Origin of the sequence: Natronorubrum bangense (assembly GCF_004799645.1) — an archaeon.
Classification (GTDB): domain Archaea; phylum Halobacteriota; class Halobacteria; order Halobacteriales; family Natrialbaceae; genus Natronorubrum; species Natronorubrum bangense.
In genome coordinates this window covers 768,542-786,056 of record NZ_CP031306.1, presented here as the reverse complement: position 1 = coordinate 786,056, position 17,515 = coordinate 768,542, and the positions used below count along the sequence as shown (strand labels likewise).

At 57.4% G+C, this 17,515-nt stretch carries 15 protein-coding genes and 1 pseudogene; 10 read left to right on the top strand and 6 right to left on the bottom strand.

Features of this window, described 5'->3' with window-relative positions; genetic code table 11:
• Positions 1 to 31: 31 nt before the first annotated feature.
• From DV706_RS19080 to DV706_RS19065, 4 genes are all read left to right on the top strand, one after another.
• Entirely contained in the window at positions 32 to 1,348 is a 1,317-nt protein-coding gene (locus DV706_RS19080) for a cytochrome-c peroxidase (protein WP_006067131.1), read from the top strand.
• 127 nt (positions 1,349 to 1,475) lie between these two features.
• The gene (locus DV706_RS19075; protein WP_006067130.1) at positions 1,476 to 1,946 is read left to right on the top strand and encodes a thioredoxin family protein; all 471 of its coding nucleotides are present in this window, start codon (positions 1,476 to 1,478) and stop codon (positions 1,944 to 1,946) included.
• The gene (gene ccsA, locus DV706_RS19070) at positions 1,943 to 4,279 is read left to right on the top strand and encodes a cytochrome c biogenesis protein CcsA (RefSeq protein WP_006067129.1); all 2,337 of its coding nucleotides are present in this window, start codon (positions 1,943 to 1,945) and stop codon (positions 4,277 to 4,279) included. The genes DV706_RS19075 and ccsA overlap by 4 nt, the downstream gene beginning before the upstream one ends.
• 96 nt (positions 4,280 to 4,375) lie before the next feature.
• Complete coding sequence (locus DV706_RS19065; RefSeq protein ID WP_049889906.1) at positions 4,376 to 5,122, top strand: hypothetical protein; 747 nt, start codon at positions 4,376 to 4,378, stop codon at positions 5,120 to 5,122.
• A 114-nt stretch (positions 5,123 to 5,236) separates the two neighbouring features.
• Here the strand turns inward: DV706_RS19065 and DV706_RS19060 are convergent, their stop codons facing one another.
• The 4 genes from DV706_RS19060 to DV706_RS19045 all read right to left on the bottom strand — a co-directional run bounded on the left by DV706_RS19060 (position 5,237) and on the right by DV706_RS19045 (position 8,853).
• Positions 5,237 to 5,803, bottom strand: coding sequence for a hypothetical protein (locus tag DV706_RS19060; protein WP_006067127.1), 567 nt, complete (start codon positions 5,801 to 5,803; stop codon positions 5,237 to 5,239).
• A 102-nt stretch (positions 5,804 to 5,905) separates the two neighbouring features.
• On the bottom strand, positions 5,906 to 6,367 hold the full coding sequence (locus tag DV706_RS19055; RefSeq protein ID WP_006067126.1) for a hypothetical protein: 462 nt from the start codon (positions 6,365 to 6,367) through the stop codon (positions 5,906 to 5,908).
• Positions 6,360 to 6,782, bottom strand: a complete 423-nt coding sequence (locus DV706_RS19050; protein WP_006067125.1) for a hypothetical protein — start codon at positions 6,780 to 6,782, stop codon at positions 6,360 to 6,362. Before DV706_RS19050 ends, DV706_RS19055 begins: the two co-directional genes overlap by 8 nt.
• A gap of 1,522 nt (positions 6,783 to 8,304) precedes the next feature.
• Positions 8,305 to 8,853: a ribbon-helix-helix domain-containing protein gene (locus tag DV706_RS19045; protein WP_006067124.1), complete on the bottom strand. Its 549-nt coding sequence runs from the start codon at positions 8,851 to 8,853 to the stop codon at positions 8,305 to 8,307.
• Positions 8,854 to 9,019: 166 nt separating this feature from the next.
• Here DV706_RS19045 and DV706_RS19040 point away from each other — a divergent pair, with 166 nt between their 5' ends.
• Positions 9,020 to 9,580, top strand: coding sequence for a TATA-box-binding protein (locus DV706_RS19040; RefSeq protein WP_136350985.1), 561 nt, complete (start codon positions 9,020 to 9,022; stop codon positions 9,578 to 9,580).
• Between the two features lie 180 nt (positions 9,581 to 9,760).
• On the opposite strand, the gene DV706_RS19035 is transcribed toward DV706_RS19040, so the two are convergent.
• The gene (locus tag DV706_RS19035; protein WP_136350984.1) at positions 9,761 to 10,351 is read right to left on the bottom strand and encodes a DUF7344 domain-containing protein; all 591 of its coding nucleotides are present in this window, start codon (positions 10,349 to 10,351) and stop codon (positions 9,761 to 9,763) included.
• A gap of 205 nt (positions 10,352 to 10,556) precedes the next feature.
• On the opposite strand from DV706_RS19035, the gene DV706_RS19030 reads away from it, so the two are divergent.
• Positions 10,557 to 11,405, top strand: coding sequence for a hypothetical protein (locus DV706_RS19030; protein ID WP_136350983.1), 849 nt, complete (start codon positions 10,557 to 10,559; stop codon positions 11,403 to 11,405).
• Positions 11,406 to 11,526: 121 nt separating this feature from the next.
• Positions 11,527 to 11,967 (top strand): annotated as a pseudogene (locus DV706_RS19025) (zinc ribbon domain-containing protein); the annotation flags it as partial.
• Between the two features lie 415 nt (positions 11,968 to 12,382).
• Here the strand turns inward: DV706_RS19025 and DV706_RS19020 are convergent.
• Positions 12,383 to 12,910, bottom strand: coding sequence for a DUF7344 domain-containing protein (locus tag DV706_RS19020; RefSeq protein WP_006067120.1), 528 nt, complete (start codon positions 12,908 to 12,910; stop codon positions 12,383 to 12,385).
• A 363-nt stretch (positions 12,911 to 13,273) separates the two neighbouring features.
• On the opposite strand from DV706_RS19020, the gene DV706_RS19015 reads away from it, so the two are divergent.
• From DV706_RS19015 to DV706_RS19005, 3 genes are all read left to right on the top strand, one after another.
• Complete coding sequence (locus tag DV706_RS19015) at positions 13,274 to 14,017, top strand: SipW-dependent-type signal peptide-containing protein (protein ID WP_006067119.1); 744 nt, start codon at positions 13,274 to 13,276, stop codon at positions 14,015 to 14,017.
• A gap of 157 nt (positions 14,018 to 14,174) precedes the next feature.
• Entirely contained in the window at positions 14,175 to 15,905 is a 1,731-nt protein-coding gene (locus DV706_RS19010; protein WP_136350982.1) for a SipW-dependent-type signal peptide-containing protein, read from the top strand.
• 121 nt (positions 15,906 to 16,026) lie between these two features.
• Positions 16,027 to 17,382, top strand: coding sequence for a SipW-dependent-type signal peptide-containing protein (locus DV706_RS19005; protein ID WP_136350981.1), 1,356 nt, complete (start codon positions 16,027 to 16,029; stop codon positions 17,380 to 17,382).
• Positions 17,383 to 17,515 lie beyond the last annotated feature (133 nt).

The following is a 17,515-nucleotide window of genomic DNA, read 5'->3' as shown; positions in this document are numbered from 1 at the left end:
ATTTATAAAATGCGGAACTAATCTACCCGATATGGGCAAACTTTGGAAAACAGCGTTGCTCATAGCCAGCATTGGTTTTCTGATAACCGCTGCTGCCGGAGCTGTGTCAGCAACAGATGCATCGAATAGTGGGCCTGTCTTACAGGTTCAAGAAAATAATGAGACGGATGAGCTCCCAGTCGAGCCGCCGACTGAAGAGTCACATCCTGGTTACGAGGCCATCCAACAGGAGGATGACACGGAGGAGAAGATCGAACTCGGTGAACAACTGTACTTCGACCCACGAATCTCCGAGACCGGAACGATCTCGTGTAACACCTGTCACAACGTCATGGAGGGTGGCGACGACAGCCGCCCGACTGCGATGGGTGTCCACGGTGAAACCGGTCCAGTCGCGTCACCGACGGTCTGGAACTCCGGGTTCCACCACACCCAGTTCTGGGACGGCCGCGCGGACACGCTCGCTGAGCAGGCCGAAGGACCGATCGTTGCCGACGTCGAGATGGGCATGCCTGACCATGAGGCCGCTCTCGACCGCGTCCGAGCTGTCGACGGCTACGTCGAAGCCTACGAAGACGTCTACGGTGACGAGATCGACAGCGACGACCCTGACGATATCGTCACACTCGAGCGAACGGTCGATGCAATCGCCGCATATGAACGCACGCTCGTGACGCCGAACAGTCCGTACGATCAGTACGTCGAAGGCGATGCTGACGCACTGAGCGAACAGGAACTCGACGGCATGGAGACTTTCCAGGAACTGGGCTGTCAGAGCTGTCACTCCGGCCCGATGTTCAGTGGCCAGTGGGAGAATCCCGAATCCGGTGAAGGTGTCTACAACCAGCACCCAACGTTCGAGGACAACGCCCAGTGTGAGGAGTACATCGAAGAGTACGACCTGATGGAAAACCCCGGTCGAATGGGTGTCACTGACGACGAACGTGACGAGTACAACTACAAGGTGCCAACGCTTCGGAACGTCGAGCACACTGCACCGTACATGCACACGGGACAGGTTGCGACCCTCGAGGAGTCCATCCGTGTGATGTCTGCCTGCCAGCTCGACCATGAGGCATCCGACGAGGAAGTCGAAGACGTGGCTGCGTTCCTGACGACGCTGACTGGCGAGTACCCAGAGCAGGAGATGCCACGACTGCCAAACCCAAGTGGCGAATCGATGATCCCGATGGACGCTGAGGGTGACTTCGAGGACATGCAAGAGGAAGCTGAAGGCGACGAAGACGATGATGGAATGTCGCTCCTCGCAATCGGAGCAGCAATCATCGCACTCGCGCTCGTGACGGCAGCAGCACTTGTTGGCTACAGTCGCTACGAGAACCAGTAGCAACACAGCATTCACGCACTTTTTTGCGTGTCAGTCCGAACGGTGTCGACGCCGAGCGATCGGACATAGCGATGGGAAGTATCGATATGTCTTTCAAGACCCAGTCCAAAGAGCCGATATTCAACGGATGACTCCACAGAAGCTTCTGACGATCATCGTTCTAGTGGCCATTTTGGGGTTTGGCTACTATTCGATGACCGCCGCTCCCGTGTTGAGCGATCACGACTACACCTATCAGGGTGGTATCGAGTGGCACGAGGATCCTGACGAAGCAATGGCACTCGCCGAAGAGGAGGAGAAACCCGTTCTCGTCTACTACTGGACAACCTGGTGTACGTACTGCCAGGACTATGAAAACGATCACTATCGGGACGATGCCGTCCAGTCCGAACTAGACGAGTACGTGTTACTCGCGGTCAATCTCGATAACCCTGGGCCCGGTAGCGAACTGGTTTCAGATCACGGTGCAAGCTATCCCCCACAGCATGTGATCATGACACATGACGGGGAAACCATCTCCGAACTCGGCGGCTACGTAGAGAAAGACCGTTTCCTCAATGAGCTTGAAAGTGGGCACACGACAGAGACAGACCAATGACACCGGACACACTGACTTACGGAACAGTACTGATCATCGTCGCCGCATTTACGAGCAGTCTCGCGGCGGTACTTTTGTTGTACAGCTACGTCTCTCGGACTGACGCGTTTGGACGTGTTACCCTTGGCGCCGCAGTGGTATCGACATGTTCACTCGTCGTTGCACACAGCTATCTAACCTACCAGTTCATCGTCGGGGACTACACGAACGCGTACGTCTGGCAGAACTCTGCTGACTATCTGTCGCTGCTGTATCGGGTTACTGGCGCATACGCGAACCACGAAGGTTCGATTCTCTTGTGGGCCACCTTGACTGCCGTCGTTGCCACCTGGACCGTCTACTCGAGTGAGTTTCGGGGCCGTGGCTCGAAGCTGGTGCAGTCAATCTCGCTCGGTATCGTCGCCATCTTCGCGATGATGCTCATCACGCAGAGTCCGTTTACCCCGATCGAGGTGGCCTTCCCCGACACGCCCGATGGGTTCGTTCCGCCAGATGGTGACGGGTTGAACCCGTTGCTTATCGATCCGTGGATGGCGATCCATCCCCCAATTACGTTCGCGGCATACGCGCTGTTGATCGTCCCGTTCGCACTGGGTGTGACACACTTTATCTCGCTGTTCCGTGGTGAGGACAGCGTCTTCGACGAATGGCTTCCAAGCATGGTCCAGTGGCTTCGCGTCTCGTGGCTGTTGCTTACGGCCGCAATCGCGTTTGGCGGGATCTGGGCCTACGGCGTGCTTGGATGGGGTGGATTCTGGTCGTGGGACCCGGTCGAAACTGCGGTGTTGATCCCGTGGCTCGCTCTCACCGCATCGCTTCACTCGATCAATCGCTACGCGAAAACCGGAGAGTACCCGATATTTGCCCCTGCCTCCGCAGGACTGATCTTCCCGCTGGTTGTCTTTGCGACGACAGTCGTCCGAAGCGGTGTGTTCCGAAGCGTCCATTCGTTTGCCGCGGGTGGCATCGGGACGGGAATACTGTTCTTGCTTGCCGTGACCGGGACGGCCGCGCTCGCGCTCCCGTTTGTATACTGGTTCCTTGAGGGGGGAACGGAACGGGACGAGCGTGGCGATCGATCCTGGCTGAGTCGGCGCACAGTCTATCATGGGGCCGTCCTCGCCTTCGGTATCCTCGCGTTCATCTCGATCTGGGGACTGTCGTTCCCAGTGCTTCGCAACGCTGCAACCGGTGTCGAAGTGAGCGTTGGTCAGGATCACTACAACCTCTGGAGCTATCCGGTCGTCGCAGTCATGTTGTTGGCTGGCGGCCTGTACGCGATCCTTGACGTTGGTCGACGCCGACTCGCAATGCAAGCAACGGCTGCAGTCGCTGTGCTGACGATTATCGCTGCGTTCATCACGCCGTCGGCAAACTGGTATCTGAGTTCGCCGAACGCACACGACCCGCTCGTCTATCGGATCGTCGGCAATCTGAGCGTGCTCTCGATCGTCCCTCCCGCCGGGTTCTTCGCCGCCGCCTGGACCGGCCGCTACGTCGCTCGAGTCAGAGGTGTCCCCTCGCGACTGTTCAAACTTCGCGAGACTGGAATCGTCCTCATCCACGTCGGTGGGGCCGTACTCGTCGTCGCCGTCTCGTTTATTTATTTATTCTCGAGTTCAGCATCCGTGGCCGTGATCGGTGTCGACGAAGTCGGAAACGATTCGGAGCCGGTCGTCGAGGACGTCCCCGAGTCGGAGTATACGGTCCACGTGACGAACTACGACACCGTCGAGGAGCCGACAATCGAAGACGCAGCCCGTTCTCCCTCGGAGGTGCTTCGAGTTGATGAAGACGCCTCGCTCGTGAGAGGAGAAATAACTGAAACGGATACAATAGAGGGAACGAACGTCGCCCGACTCGACGACTCGACGGTCTGGTTGGCAAGCGCCGACGGTGAGGCGTCGTTCGAAATCGGAACGGACGTCATCGCACGCGGGTCCGTCTTTGAGAACGATGACGACGACATGTCGGCGTTCGTCTACACCGATTCCCAGAACATGGGCACCGCCTCCGATCCACCGACGGACGTTCATACACCACGCGTTATCTCCCACGAGATAGACGTGACCGTCTACAACGGTGACGAACAGGTCGCTGAGGGGACGATCGCCGAGCAGGAGTATCAACGCTCGTCGATGAACACCAACGACGCGTTGATCGAACGAGGCCTGACGGGTGATACGTACGTCGTCGGCACGGTCAACCAGGCTGGTGCGACGGTTACGATCGACAACTACCCGCTCGCAAACCAGATCTGGCTTGGTGTTGCCCTCTTACTGATCGGCATGGCAGCGCTGACGGCTGCGGACACACGGTTCCGCAGGCGCTAGCGCAGCCACGCACGTTTCGAACGGAAGTGATGGTATAGCACGCCGAGAGCAGTAGAAACGTTTAGGGGTGACTCGTTACAAGTGACCACCAACGTGGTGCTATCGAGACGAGCCCTCGCAACGGTCGGTGTCGTACTGTCACTGTTGCTTACTGGTTGTATCGGTGCTGGTGGGATACTCTCCGATGAAAGCGGTGCAGACGGGGTTGACGAGGCCGAGCTGCGTGAGACTATCGAGTCGACCGAGAGCTATGAAGTCGAAATCACCCGGACACTCAACTCAGGTGGTGTCAACGAAACAGCGACCGTCAACGGAATCGTCGACAGAAGTGATCAACGAGCACAGCTAACGAGTACGAGTGAAACCGATGTCGGATCCGGCCCGCGAATCTCCGAGTCGGAGCAGTACATCATCGAAGACACGCAGTACACCAAAAGCGGAGACAGCTGGGAGCAAACGACGGCTCCCGGGACCTGGAACGAGGTCGACCGGCTCGAGGGTGCCCTTGAGACGCTCGAGGATGCCGAGTTCGAACGGATCCGTACCGAAACGGTAGACGGAACCGAGACGACGATGTTTGCCGCCAACATCAGTGACGATCGCGAAAACGAACTGGCGGGAGCCGACAGCTCACAACACGTCGCAGTTTCCGTAGAGGATTTCGTGTACTACGTGCTGGTCGACACCGAGACAAACACACTCTATGGCACTGATCTGCGGATGGACGTGAGCCAAGGCGGTGAGCCCGCTCGTGTGACGATTGAGACGACGTTTACGAACCACAACGACGCTGGTGAGATCTCACTTCCCGAGGACGTGGCCGAGATGAGCGAGACAGAGTAGCGAAAAACAGCTAGTCGAAACACGCACGACACTTTCTCAGGCTGTCGTACACCCAGCTATTGCACGACTCGCGGTGACAACAGAAAACTCGTCGATACGAGGTCGCCTCGAGTTCTATTCGCTCTCGTGCTCGCTGTCGTCGTCCTCGAGATTATCGGCGTCGTCTGGGAGTTCGCTATCCGTCTCAGTCCCAGTTTCACCAGCCGCTTCTCGCTGCTTGGCCATCTCGAATCGGCTCTCGGATAGCACGGCGCTGATCAACGGTGCCTCGAGCAAGTCGAGGATGTCGTCTGCGTCTCCCTCAACAAGGAGACTTCCCTCAGCCTCGACAGTGTCCACATGGACTGCACCAGCTGCTTCTATCTGCGCGCGTGCGTCATCGATTGCCGCTGTGATCAGCTCCCGTTCACGCGCTGCGAGTTCCTGTTCGGCTTCTTCCTGATCGTCATATTCGCCGTCCTCGAGGTCGTTTACAATCGCGGTCTGTGCCTCTCGCAACGCAGTTGGATCGGGTTGGACGAGAACCGTAACCGTTCGAGCCTCGTCGGGCATTGAATCGGGGCCTGCAGACTCAGCACTGTCGTCGTTATCCAGTCGGTCCGCACAGCCAGCGAGTCCAGCGGTGCCGAGCCCGGTGAGTGCGAGAAAGTGACGTCTATTGGGATTGCTAGTCGCGTCCATTAGCTATGGATTCGTCTGTACTTGAAAAAGTCTCGTGGTTCGTTCCCAACTCGTGGAAGCAGATTCGACGGCTGGCAAGTCAAGCGTGATTCGATCGGCAACTCACTCGTATGTGTCTACCACGACTGCCGTTGCGATCCGATCACAGGCGGCAAAGAGCAGCACAAACGCACAGCCTCCCACAGCACCGATCGCAGTTCCGGTGGCGACGACACGGAACACGGGCATCGAACCAGGATCAAGTTGACTCGGGACTGGCGCAACGAACCCGACGATCAACACGACCGTAAGATACACGAGTGCGACGACTGCACCGCCCACTGTCGCATCCGTGAGGACAGTCGCTGTGTCTCGTTCCCAAAGACGGGACAGCTCAATCTGGCTGGCAGCAACGATCGTCAACAACCAGAGATATCCGAAGAGGAGTGCTGCAGTGGGCGTCTCGACCTCGGGAAGGATCTGGATGATACCTTGTGTGCCGTAATCTATGAGAATCACGCCAAGGACGACGATAACGAGCGTGCTTGTGCCGATTGTCCACGTCCCGAGGCCGTTCTCAGACACGTGTGAGCACCTCTGCAATGAGAACGAGCGCAACGACACTCCAGCCCGTCGCCGCGTACAACCAGCGAAGGCGAGGACCGGTCACGCTCGAGACACCACCTCGAGAAAGCTGAACAACGGCGAACGTTCGGATAACCGATCCAGCAACGACGAATAGGAGACAGCCGAGTTTGATCGTCAGAACCATACCGTGAGTCGTGTCGGGACCCGGAACACCGAACGCAGCGAGGTTTCCAAGACCAGTAAACACGATCGCGCCGACAACCCCCCAGAACACGCCTTCGAACCACGAGAGCAGTGGGACGGAGATGCCGTCGTCGACCCGGAACGCGAGCCAGATGACGGCCGTACCGCCAAGCAGTCCCCCGACAGCGAGCACATGGAGGAGCCGAATGACAAGGGGAGAGACAGCCATTACAACTCTGTTACTACCGGTTGAACAAGTAGGTCGTGGTTTTCAGTGGTGCTCACCTAACTAATCATCAGTTATTCGTTATTACCCATCCACAGATGTCTCTGTTTTGTCGATTATTGACAAAATGTGTTTTGAAGAGACAAATGGAAATTTTTGTGTTAATAATATGGGGTTTGACGTTATTAACACAGTTTATGGATTGATATCTACTGAATCGTGTCATTATAGTTATGTATTTGACAGCCCTCTACACTGGCTTGACCATCGTTCCATCCACTGTTCGGTCGGTAACGGCGGTTCACTGGATTGCTCGAGCTATCGAAGACGCTATTCCGAATGAACCGTTGTATGGGAGTTGAAGTGCACGAATATACCGGCTCCACCTCGAGTCCTCTCTAGACGCAGATGAGATCGCTGAAGTGGTTGAATTTCCCCCATTTGTCTAAAACAGTTGTAGCAGATGCTCTGACCCATGATTACTCTGGCTTACCATCATAAATAAAATTGTTATTCAAATGTGGTGGCCCACGACCTCTTTGATCACTGCTGACAGCAAAAGCAATTTTATTCTATCCCATGATTAATCAGATTATTTGTTTTACGAGTTATATTGAAAACTGATACCTCCGAATAAACGCTAGAGTATCTAGCCTATTGTTTGGGTACTATTGCCGCTATCAACTGCTGGAGGTGAGTTGCGAAAATGCAGAAGCCGATCTCCAGTTCACTGTTCCGAACAAAACAATCGACGAGTGGATCGCCTGCTGTCGGAACTTCCAGCGATCCGGTCCAACTAACCGACCCATCGATATTCAGTTTGAAACGGATGTCCGGAACATCTATTCGGTGTCGATAACGAACTCGAGAACCCACATCACGGTTGTGTTGGCAAATCTTATACAGACATACCTCTGTAAAACAGTCAAGAGTTGAATATTGCGCACTGATCGAAAGAGAGCGATTCAACTTGCATGCTGGAGCCAGAAAATTCGCTAGATCGGCACACGCTAAACTATGAAAGATCCTTTACCAATACATCTCTCTTGCGAAGCTATAATGTATATGACATACAAGATTGAGCGTTATTACTGCACCTCTTTAGCATACAACTTAGAGGGGCACTCCGCAGGAGAGTATGACGAGTTTATTGTGCCCCTAGGTCGTTTAAACGCCTCTATGAGGATTCTATCCGAATTTGACCTGTGTACAAAATCAGTTTGTTATAGATACTACTGGAGCTGTATAATCTTCGATCTAGTCGCTCTAGAGCACTCTTTAGTGTGATCTCAGTCGAATTCGCATTGGAGAGTTTCTCTCCAAGAATAAATGCATCCCTCCCTAATTAGTCTTGTAGTGTTTATACAATCGAGATGGCTGTTTTTGCTGATTGTATTTTTACCAGTAACTCGCTCAACCCAGCAAGCGTCGGCTTGGGGGAAGTCACGTCTCAGGGCACAGAGGATGTCAGTATCGACTCTGTTCGCATGCGTGTCGGCCAAACCACGGAATGGACGCCATTCAATCAAATCTTTCCAATACTATCCTCGAGAAGCGACTCGAGCGTTCGGATACGTTCTTTGAGGAACTCGGTGTCGGTCTCTGCGTCCGTATCCACCTCCGTCTGGTCCGTATTGGGTTCCGTCTCGTCCGGCGATTGCACCGCTTCCGAGAGGATTTCGTCAAACGCTTCATCGATTTCTTGGAGTTCGATGGCCATCTGAATTCCATCGCGGACGAACTCGCTCCGCGTTTGCCCCTGTTGTTCAGCGATCGAGTCAGCACTCTCAACCAGCGCTCGCGGAACACGAACCGTTATTTTCTGCGTCTCCTGCAAATCATAATTCGGGGGGTTATCTGGATCCGGATACCGAGAGCCATTCAGAATGGCCGCGATTTTGTAGTGGGTTGGACAGAGCAAGCTCGTCGAGTCAGTCTCTGCTGTGGAGTCGATCGAATACTCCAGTAGCGATTCTGTTGACCCACAGATCTCGCACTCACCTTCGGATTCTGCGGTGTGTTCTCGATCGGGGTACTCGATATATTCCTCGGCGCTTGATCGGTCTGGTGGCATACGGATTTCCTCAAAGCCTCGTTTTCCTAACCATCTCACTCTATCTACATAATACTAATCTCTCTTCAGGACCCGTTGTGTATTTTATATTACTCTATTCGCACAGAACGAATATTCGGACAGTGCGGAGATTTATAAACCTTAAATACGTCTGTCTTAACGACTTATGACAGACCCAAAGGACTCCATCAACATCGAAAACGTCGTTGCATCGACCGGTATCGGACAGGAACTCGACCTGCAGAGTGTCGCTATGGACCTCGAGGGAGCCGATTACGATCCTGAACAGTTCCCCGGACTGGTCTACCGGACCCAAGACCCCAAGTCCGCCGCCCTGATCTTCCGCTCGGGCAAGATCGTCTGCACCGGCGCGAAAAGCACCGACGCCGTCCGCGAGAGTCTGGATATCGTCTTCGACGAACTCCGTGACCTTCAGATTCCAGTCGAGGACGAACCAGAGATCATTGTCCAGAACATCGTCAGCAGTGCCGACCTCGGGCGCAACCTCAACCTGAACGCAATCGCCATCGGACTCGGCCTCGAGAACATCGAGTACGAGCCAGAGCAGTTCCCCGGACTGGTGTACCGACTCGACGAGCCCGAGGTCGTTGCCCTGCTCTTTGGCTCCGGGAAACTGGTCATCACTGGCGGGAAGCAGGTCGAAGACGCCAGACAGGCCGTCGACGTGATCGTCAAGCGCCTCGAGGATCTCGGCCTGCTCGAGTAACGTAACTTCCCTTTCCGAAACATCGGATACTTGATAGCAATGCGTTCGGGCACGCACACCGTCGGCTTCGCTTGCCGAAACTATATCCAGCCATTCCTATGCCGTTTCGGCTGGATACGTGAGTTGAGCGCGGTGGTGAGCGCCAGGTCACTCGAGAGAGCTGTTCAAACCGCTGTCTATTCACTCCTGCCCGCGATCGTTGTGGTATGCAAATACAACCGCAGAGACGAATACCACGAGCGATACCAACAGAGTGAGGAGATGACTCGAGATCGGGAGAGAGAAGAGATCGAACCAGGAGAGAACCGCAATGAGTGTCAAACAGACACCGAGTGCAAGCCAGTATGTTGACCAGGCGGCCCCCATCTGTGGATCGACTCCGAGATACGTGTCGAACGTGCTGGTCACTGGCGTCACCGAAATTGTTCCGCGGGCTTGATCGTACTGGATAATGCCATCTCGGTGGAGTGCTGGTAAGTGAGACTGGTACAGCGATGTGTAGACGCGCTTACGTTGTTTGTATGTGACTGCGTCGACGGGAACGTTGTTTTCCGCAGCTGCGATCCATTCGGCAAGATCGCGGAGTCGAACCGGTTCCCCGTTCACGTCGTATTCGAACAGATACCGAAGTGTGAGCCGACGACGACGGTTCGAGAGTGTTTTGAACACCGTATCTCGAGACAGTTTCGCATCGCTTGTGGACTTCTCTATCGTCTGAACTCCACCCATTGCTTTCTGCTTCCCACCCGGTGACGAACTCCGATCCCCCATGAAAAGAACCAACACTCTCTAGAGCATATATTTTTCTATTTATATATTATATTCTAGATTATAGTCCTATATTCATCACAATTGGTTGTATATCTTTTCGTGTTTTTATCGCCTTCTGAAAAATCATTCCGGGAACGACCACCCGTCGAGTATCTGTCATGGGTAGGGTATCTACAACTACGGTCTTTTGCGGAGAATGTCGGCTATGAGTTCCGTTCGACGCGTTCTCGCGTCACTGTCGGCGCTGAAGAACCCGACATACACTGGCGAACATCGATGCACACCTTGCACGCTGTTGAACCTCGCTATCGCAGCCACAACAGCGGCCGTCATCGTGGTCATCGCGATGGCGATTGAAGCCCCCTTTGCACTCGGCACTGGTGTTGCAGTCCTCGTCGGGGCTATCGCAGTCATCTACTTTCGTGGCTATCTGATCCCTGGTACGCCGTCTCTGACGAAGCGGTACTTTCCAGCCCGGGTCCTCACGCTGTTCGACAAGGCACCAGCACGTGCTGAGTGGGTCGATGGCGATCCACAGTCGATCTTGCTCGAGATCGGTGTCGTGGTTGACGATCCACTCGCCGACGATCTGGCACTCGAGCCAACGTTCGCCGACGAGTGGCGTCGATCGATCGACGTCCACGGGGCCGACGATGTGATGGTCAAGCAGCGTCTCGGCTGGCTCGCTGACGTCGACCCGACGACCCTCGAACTCGAGGCACGTCCGTACTCGTTCGTCGTCCGTTCGGACGGCGTCCATTTGGCGAACTGGCCGTCGCGAGCTGCATGTGTCGCCGACGCGGCCGCCGCGATGGCGTTTTCCGAGTGCGACCCCGACTGGGATCGGCGGCCACTTTCGCTCAGAACGGATCTCCTTGGGGTGTTACGGCTGTTCCTCGAGCGCTGTCCTGCCTGTGATGGATCGGTGGCGCTCTCTCAGGACGTCGTCGAATCCTGCTGTCGGACTCGTAACGTCGTCGCTGCGACGTGTCTCGAGTGTGACGCCCGGCTGTTCGAAGTGGATGTCGATCCCGATGTGCTTGCGACTGAGTGAGCAACGACCAGTGGTTAGTTTCCTCGTGCTCGGTCGACACCATGTGCCCTCCACGGAGCGTGTTTCTGATACGCTGCCACGGTCGTGTCTGACTCGAGCTCGCTCGAGTCGCCTTCAGATTCTATACAGTTTGCCGTTTGCCGCACTTCGTGATATGGTGTCGTACAAAGCCGCATGGAACAGTATTCCGTCGGATGATGTTGACCCGGAGTATACGAGTCAGCGATGTCCGTGTACTGAGTGTCAGCATACTTCTCGGTCGAACCGGTGGAAGAAGCGGTTTAACTGTCGTCAGTGTGGGTTTCAGGATCATGCTGATCGGAAGGCGGCGGTTTGTGTAGTACAGAAGTGGTTGAAGAAACAAGATGGAAATGTGCCGTCTCTCGAAACCCTTCCACGTGTGTGGAAGGTGAGATGGGCGGCATCGGGTCGTGGTGGAGCGACCGACTCTCACGGACCTGTTTTGGGTTCGGGTGTTTACCGACAGGGAATGTCGGCACAAGACTCTCAGAGTCGAGTGCGGGAGGAATTGAAGTCCGTTGCGTCAGCGGTGCTGGATTAAACACGGACGCCCCGCGCCACTGTGCGCGGGGTACTTCACACTCCTGTTGGCTCCCCGTGCAATCGAAAGCCGAACCGCTAGACGACTTGGCTGGCGATTTGCCGACCGATCTCGAGGCAACTGTCTGGTATCCACGCTTTGAGAAACCGAACCCGTGCCAACCGACTGGCGGCACCGTTCAGAAAATCGTGACAGACACGCGTTTCACGTAGATCAATTTCGCGCACTCAACTACGAATCGTTGGCTGTGCCCGTTCGACACTAATTCTCTCTGTAATAGAAACAATATTCGAAAGTGGTAATTTGGCCAGGAGACATCGGACACGTCCAGCGTCGGGCCACCGGTTGGTAGCGTATGATCACGATCGAGCGTCCTGAAAAATACGATCTCGCGACTAGTCAGATGTGTGCCAATTCAGCGTCGAAATGCTTTGAGTACGACCCAGCGGTTCGACCAGAGCTGGGTTGTTATCGCCGTGGCGAACGCGGCGAGTGAGCTGCTGACCCACAACAGTGGATCGATCGCACCGACGAGCGGAGCCTCGAGAAGCGACGCGAGGACGAGCAGCAGCGAAACTACCCCGAGAGACTGGTACAGCTCTGCCCAGGTGAGCCCATAAGGGGTGACGACCGCCATGTAGTGGTCGACATCACGTGCGTGATCACAGAGGGTTACAGTCCGGGCGTCGCGGTCGTAGTTGACGACGCCCAACTCGGTGAGCTTCGGCAGATGTGTCTGATGGAGCGAGCTCCGAACGCTCTCGCGGGCCGCCGACGGTGGTGGCGACTGACCAGTCTCAGTCGCTGCGATACCGGCCGACAGCTCCCGTAGCGTAATCGAGCAGTCTCGTGTCGCCGTCAGGTGACGGAGCGTCTCGCGGCGCCGGCTGTTCGAGAGAATTTCGTAGATGTCCCCTTCGGAGAGGGTATTCGTTCGGAACATCAGTATCGCCGAACAGTTAGCACTCGAGACACGTCAGCATGTATCACATACCACTGGCGGTACTGCCGGCTTGCCACGGTACGGGCTGCCCCATCTGCTCGTCCAGCGAGCGGTATGAGGTCCCGACCGTCACTCGAGCGATCCGGTAGCGTCACCGTTCCGGCGGCCACGACCCGGGACGAAACCCCGGCTTGGTGGCCCTACCACCGCCGAACGGTCGATTCGACTCGAGACTGCAGGTCCGATTGTATCGTTCAGCAGTGACGTATCTGCTCGTAACTACGGGGGATGCCAACCCCTGGAGAGATAACCGACGATCATGAGGCGCCTCGAGGCACCCACTGATCGCTCGGACGCACAATCATGACTGACGACAACACCAACATTGGACTGTCCCGACGACGCGTGCTCGGTGGCATCGGCGCGATCGGCATCGCCTCCGCGGGTGCGGGACTGGGTACGACAGCGTACTTCAGCGACCAGGAGACCTTCGAGAACAACACGATCACGGCGGGCTCGTTCGGACTCTCCGTCGAGCAATCGGTCGAGCACATCGACCAGGATGGAATGGGCCCTGACGAAATGGCCTACATGAGCGATGATGAGGGTGTCTGGGGGTCTTCGCAGATCGATATCACTGACGCAAAACCCGGTGACGAGTACGAGTTCTGCTGGGACATTACCGTCCACGACAACCCCGGATACGTCGTCGTTGTGGGCAGCTCAGACGAGATGAACGGTGTGCAGGCGGAGAACGTCGAGCTGTCCGACCTCTGGGACATCGACGACCTGAATGACCTCTCGACGATCGGTGAGGAGGCGACCGCGACCCTCACCACAAACGGACACGAACAGGCCTACGGCTCGCTGGCTGATCTCCTTGCGAGTCTCGAGAGTGGCATCATCGTCTCGGACGACGACGACGGAGCGGTGACTTTCCAACCCGGCGAGGCGGTCACCGTTTGTCTGGAGGTCACGATCCCAACGGACGTTGGCAACGAGATCCAGGGAGCGACGCTGACCTCGAGCATGATGTTCTACGCCGAACAGGCTCGCCACAACGATCCAGAAGGCGTTCTGGCTACCGCGCAGGGTCTGGTGGACTGACGAGTGAACTGACAGCGATCGCGACCACCACCCCATCCCGGTACCGTGCGTACGCACGCTCGTGGACCGGCCAAAATCCGACGTGCCTGAAGGGCCGCCGGTGCGTTTTAGGCGGTTCGACTCCGCCGGTGGGACTCCCCGGAACGGGGTATACATCATGTCTAACAAAAACGATACGCTCGGCCTCTCCCGCCGAAAGATCCTCGGGAGCATTGGCGCAATCGGCGTCGCGTCGGTCGGTGCAGGGCTCGGGACGAGCGCGTACTTCAGCGATCGGGAATCGATCGACGGAAACACGCTCACCGCCGGCCAACTCCAGATGCACGGGAGCTGGCAACAGCTCTACTACGGCGCAGACCAGTCGGTTCGGCCCCAGGACTACGGCGGGGCCGGCCGCCCGTGGGTCAACGCCTACCCCGACGACACCGAGAACGGCATTCAGTCACTCGGCGACCTGACCTACGTCGACGATCCGAGCGACGACCCCGTGGACGGGCGCAACATCCCGCTCTCGTGTGGTGACTTCGAGAGCCTCGGAGATGCCCCGCGTCCAGCAATCTCGCTCGCCGACGTCAAACCCGGCGATGAAGGCGAGGTGACCTTCGGGTTCACGCTCTGTGACAACCCTGGCTACGTCTGGATGAACGGCGAGGTTACCGGGGAGATAGCCGGTGCGGGCGACGGTCAACTCGCGGACTACCTCCGCGCAAAGATCTGGCGCGACGAGGACTGTGACAACGTCTACGACGACCTCGAGCCGTCGGATCTCGTGTTGATGGTCGACTTCTCGGGATCGATGCTGTACTCCCAGTACGGCGGCGTCGTCTCCGGCGACGGGATCACTGTCGGCGACAGTGGGTACGGTGAGACGACCTACTCGACCACGACGAAGATCGACCTCGTCGAGCAGGGCCTGATCGAGTTCGTTGAGCTCCTGCAAACCGAAATCGACGGCGACCCCGACATCGACGCCGACGACTTCCGCATCGGTGCGGTGTTCTTCGACGGCTACAGCAACGACGGCAACTCGAGCAACCCCGGGGCGAACGTCGTCACGTCGGCAGACGTCCCTGACTGGGGCGACCCCGACGGCGACGGGTTCACGTCGGATATCACCGATCTGGTGACACTCGACAGCGACGGCGAGGCGCCGCTGCGGAACCTGCGTGACAAACTCGATGACCTGTTCGACGGTACTGGAACCGCCCTCGAGGAGGGCTTTGGCGAACTCATCGACCTCTTCGACGAGCGCGTCGACGGCAGCCGGAAGCCGCAATCGATTACGTTCACCGACGGCGAGCCGTACTTTGGCGGGAGTCTGACGAACGATCGCTTCGAGGAGTTGCTGGTCGCCGCGAACGCGGCCCGCACGGATCCCGACTACGCGACGAGCATCTTCATCGTCGGCGACGACACCGGTGACTCCCGTGCCGAGTTCACCCAGCGCGTAATGGCTGGGCCAGCCGGCCTCCCGATCGACGTCAGCGGCGCGACGGCTGCGACGTTCAGCGGCGATCCGTTCACCTACGGCGGCGACCCGGCGTTCTTCTTCAACATCGACGACCCGGCATCGATCCCCGACCTGTTCGCACAGGTCGCCCTCGAGATCCTTCCGGAGGAAGTGATCGCCTGTGGCACCCTCGCCGACGTGCTCGCTGTCCTCGAGAGCGATCCCGGACGGATCGTCGACGCCGTGCCACGAGCAGACGGGATCGACTGCTTCGAACCCGGCCGGACCTACTGCGTTGGCTTTAGCTGGTCGTTCCCGATTCGCTCGAACGATCCCGAGGCGACAATGGACAACAACGACGTTCAGGGTGCGTCCGTGGAGTTCGATCTCGGCCTCTACACCGAGCAGTGCCGGCACAACTTCGTGGCGGAGTCGTAGATCACCCGAATAGCGAGACGACCACCGGCTGCCCCGCGCCGCGGGGCGATATTCGGACACGGACCCACTTGGAGTACGGCGGTTCGACTCCGCCGGTGGGATTCCCCACAAGGGACATATCATGACCAACGACACGACAGAAATCGGATTCTCCCGCCGGCGCGTGCTCGCCGGCCTCGGTGCCGTCGGCATCGCCTCGGCGGGTGCAGGACTCGGGACGACCGCCTACTTCAGCGACCAGGAGTCGTTCGCCGGGAACACGCTCACCGCGGGGCAACTCGATCTCAGCGTCACCTGGCAACAGCTGTACTACGGCGCAGACCAATCGGTCCGCCCGGGCGATTACGGAAGTGTGGGCCGACCGTTCGTGAACGCCTACCCGGATCACGACGGAAACGGCCTCCAGTCGTTCGAGCGTAACGACGGCGTCGACGAGTACGTGGATCTGGCCGCGTATTCCGACCCCGTCGAGGCGGCGAAGGAGGGAACGAACCTCGAGTTCTCCTGTGCGGAGATCGCGACGTTCGATGACCCATCGTTCGCGCCGAATCAGGAGTCACTCATCGAACTCGAGGATGTGAAACCGGGGGACGCTGGCGAAGTGACCTTCGGGATCAAGCTCTGTGATAATCCGGGCTACATCTGGCTCCACGGCGACCTCGTGGCGGAAGGCGACGGCGGCCATCCCGACAGCAGTGGCCCGGAACTCGCCGACATGATGACCGCCCGTGCTTGGTACGATCTGAACGGGAACAACGTGTTCGACGAGGGCGAGCCGGCGATCGTTTCCGGGACGCTCAGAGAGGTCCTCGAGGCGTTGAACGAGGGCGTCATGCTCGCGTACGATCCCGATCCGGATCTCGGCGTTCCAAACGGCGAGACAGGGGGGTCGGGTGACGGAGAAACGCTCGGGGACGGCGACGACGAAGTCATCCAAGGCAACCCGACGTGTGAGGACCTCGGGCTGTTCCGTGCAATCAAGATCGAATCGGAAGAGTTGCCGGAAACCGTCGGCGACTCTGAGACCTACGCAACCCCAGTCGGTGACGTTACGATCACAGTGACTGCCGTCTCCGGTGACGACATCCGCGAGTTCGACTTCGAACTCGAGGGGTTCGAAGTGAGCGCCGTCATCGTCAAAGGCGGCGCGGGTGCGAACGTCTACAGTAAATCGGACGGGACTGGCTCCCTCACGGCGGGTTCGGGTGAAGGTCTCGGTGCACCGTTCAGAACTGCCGAGCAGCGATATGGCGTGAGCCACGTCAGCTTCTGCTACGAGGTGGTGCCACCGGAAGAACCACCGGCGGACGACGTCCCCTGCTTCCAGCCGTCGAACACCCGATTCATCGCTTTTGAATGGCACCTCCCAACCACCGTTGGCAACGAAGTGCAAGGCGATAGCATCGTGTTCGACCTGTCGTTCTACACCGAGCAGTGCCGACACAATCCCGATCCAGCCAACCCTTTCGGAGCGTGATCGCTCGAGTCGCTCACTCGGCTGTGACAGCGGTTCGGCTGAGCTGATGAACACTGGGCTGGATCGCTCGTCGCGGCCTGTGATAACTGGCGGTAGGCATGCCTTGCCACCGGCTGAGCGAGGTGGTAGTATG

What these genes read in the sequence shown, in the direction of transcription:
- DV706_RS19005 (WP_136350981.1), top strand. Translation starts at nt 16,027, where the DNA reads ATGACCAACGACACGACAGAAATCGGATTCTCCCGCCGGCGCGTGCTC.
- DV706_RS19035 (WP_136350984.1), bottom strand. Translation starts at nt 10,351, where the DNA reads ATGGGGGATCGGAGTTCGTCACCGGGTGGGAAGCAGAAAGCAATGGGT.
- DV706_RS19030 (WP_136350983.1), top strand. Translation starts at nt 10,557, where the DNA reads ATGAGTTCCGTTCGACGCGTTCTCGCGTCACTGTCGGCGCTGAAGAAC.
- DV706_RS19060 (WP_006067127.1), bottom strand. Translation starts at nt 5,803, where the DNA reads ATGGACGCGACTAGCAATCCCAATAGACGTCACTTTCTCGCACTCACC.
- DV706_RS19020 (WP_006067120.1), bottom strand. Translation starts at nt 12,910, where the DNA reads ATGTTCCGAACGAATACCCTCTCCGAAGGGGACATCTACGAAATTCTC.
- DV706_RS19080 (WP_006067131.1), top strand. Translation starts at nt 32, where the DNA reads ATGGGCAAACTTTGGAAAACAGCGTTGCTCATAGCCAGCATTGGTTTT.
- DV706_RS19010 (WP_136350982.1), top strand. Translation starts at nt 14,175, where the DNA reads ATGTCTAACAAAAACGATACGCTCGGCCTCTCCCGCCGAAAGATCCTC.
- ccsA (WP_006067129.1), top strand. Translation starts at nt 1,943, where the DNA reads ATGACACCGGACACACTGACTTACGGAACAGTACTGATCATCGTCGCC.
- DV706_RS19040 (WP_136350985.1), top strand. Translation starts at nt 9,020, where the DNA reads ATGACAGACCCAAAGGACTCCATCAACATCGAAAACGTCGTTGCATCG.
- DV706_RS19045 (WP_006067124.1), bottom strand. Translation starts at nt 8,853, where the DNA reads ATGCCACCAGACCGATCAAGCGCCGAGGAATATATCGAGTACCCCGAT.
- DV706_RS19075 (WP_006067130.1), top strand. Translation starts at nt 1,476, where the DNA reads ATGACTCCACAGAAGCTTCTGACGATCATCGTTCTAGTGGCCATTTTG.
- DV706_RS19050 (WP_006067125.1), bottom strand. Translation starts at nt 6,782, where the DNA reads ATGGCTGTCTCTCCCCTTGTCATTCGGCTCCTCCATGTGCTCGCTGTC.
- DV706_RS19015 (WP_006067119.1), top strand. Translation starts at nt 13,274, where the DNA reads ATGACTGACGACAACACCAACATTGGACTGTCCCGACGACGCGTGCTC.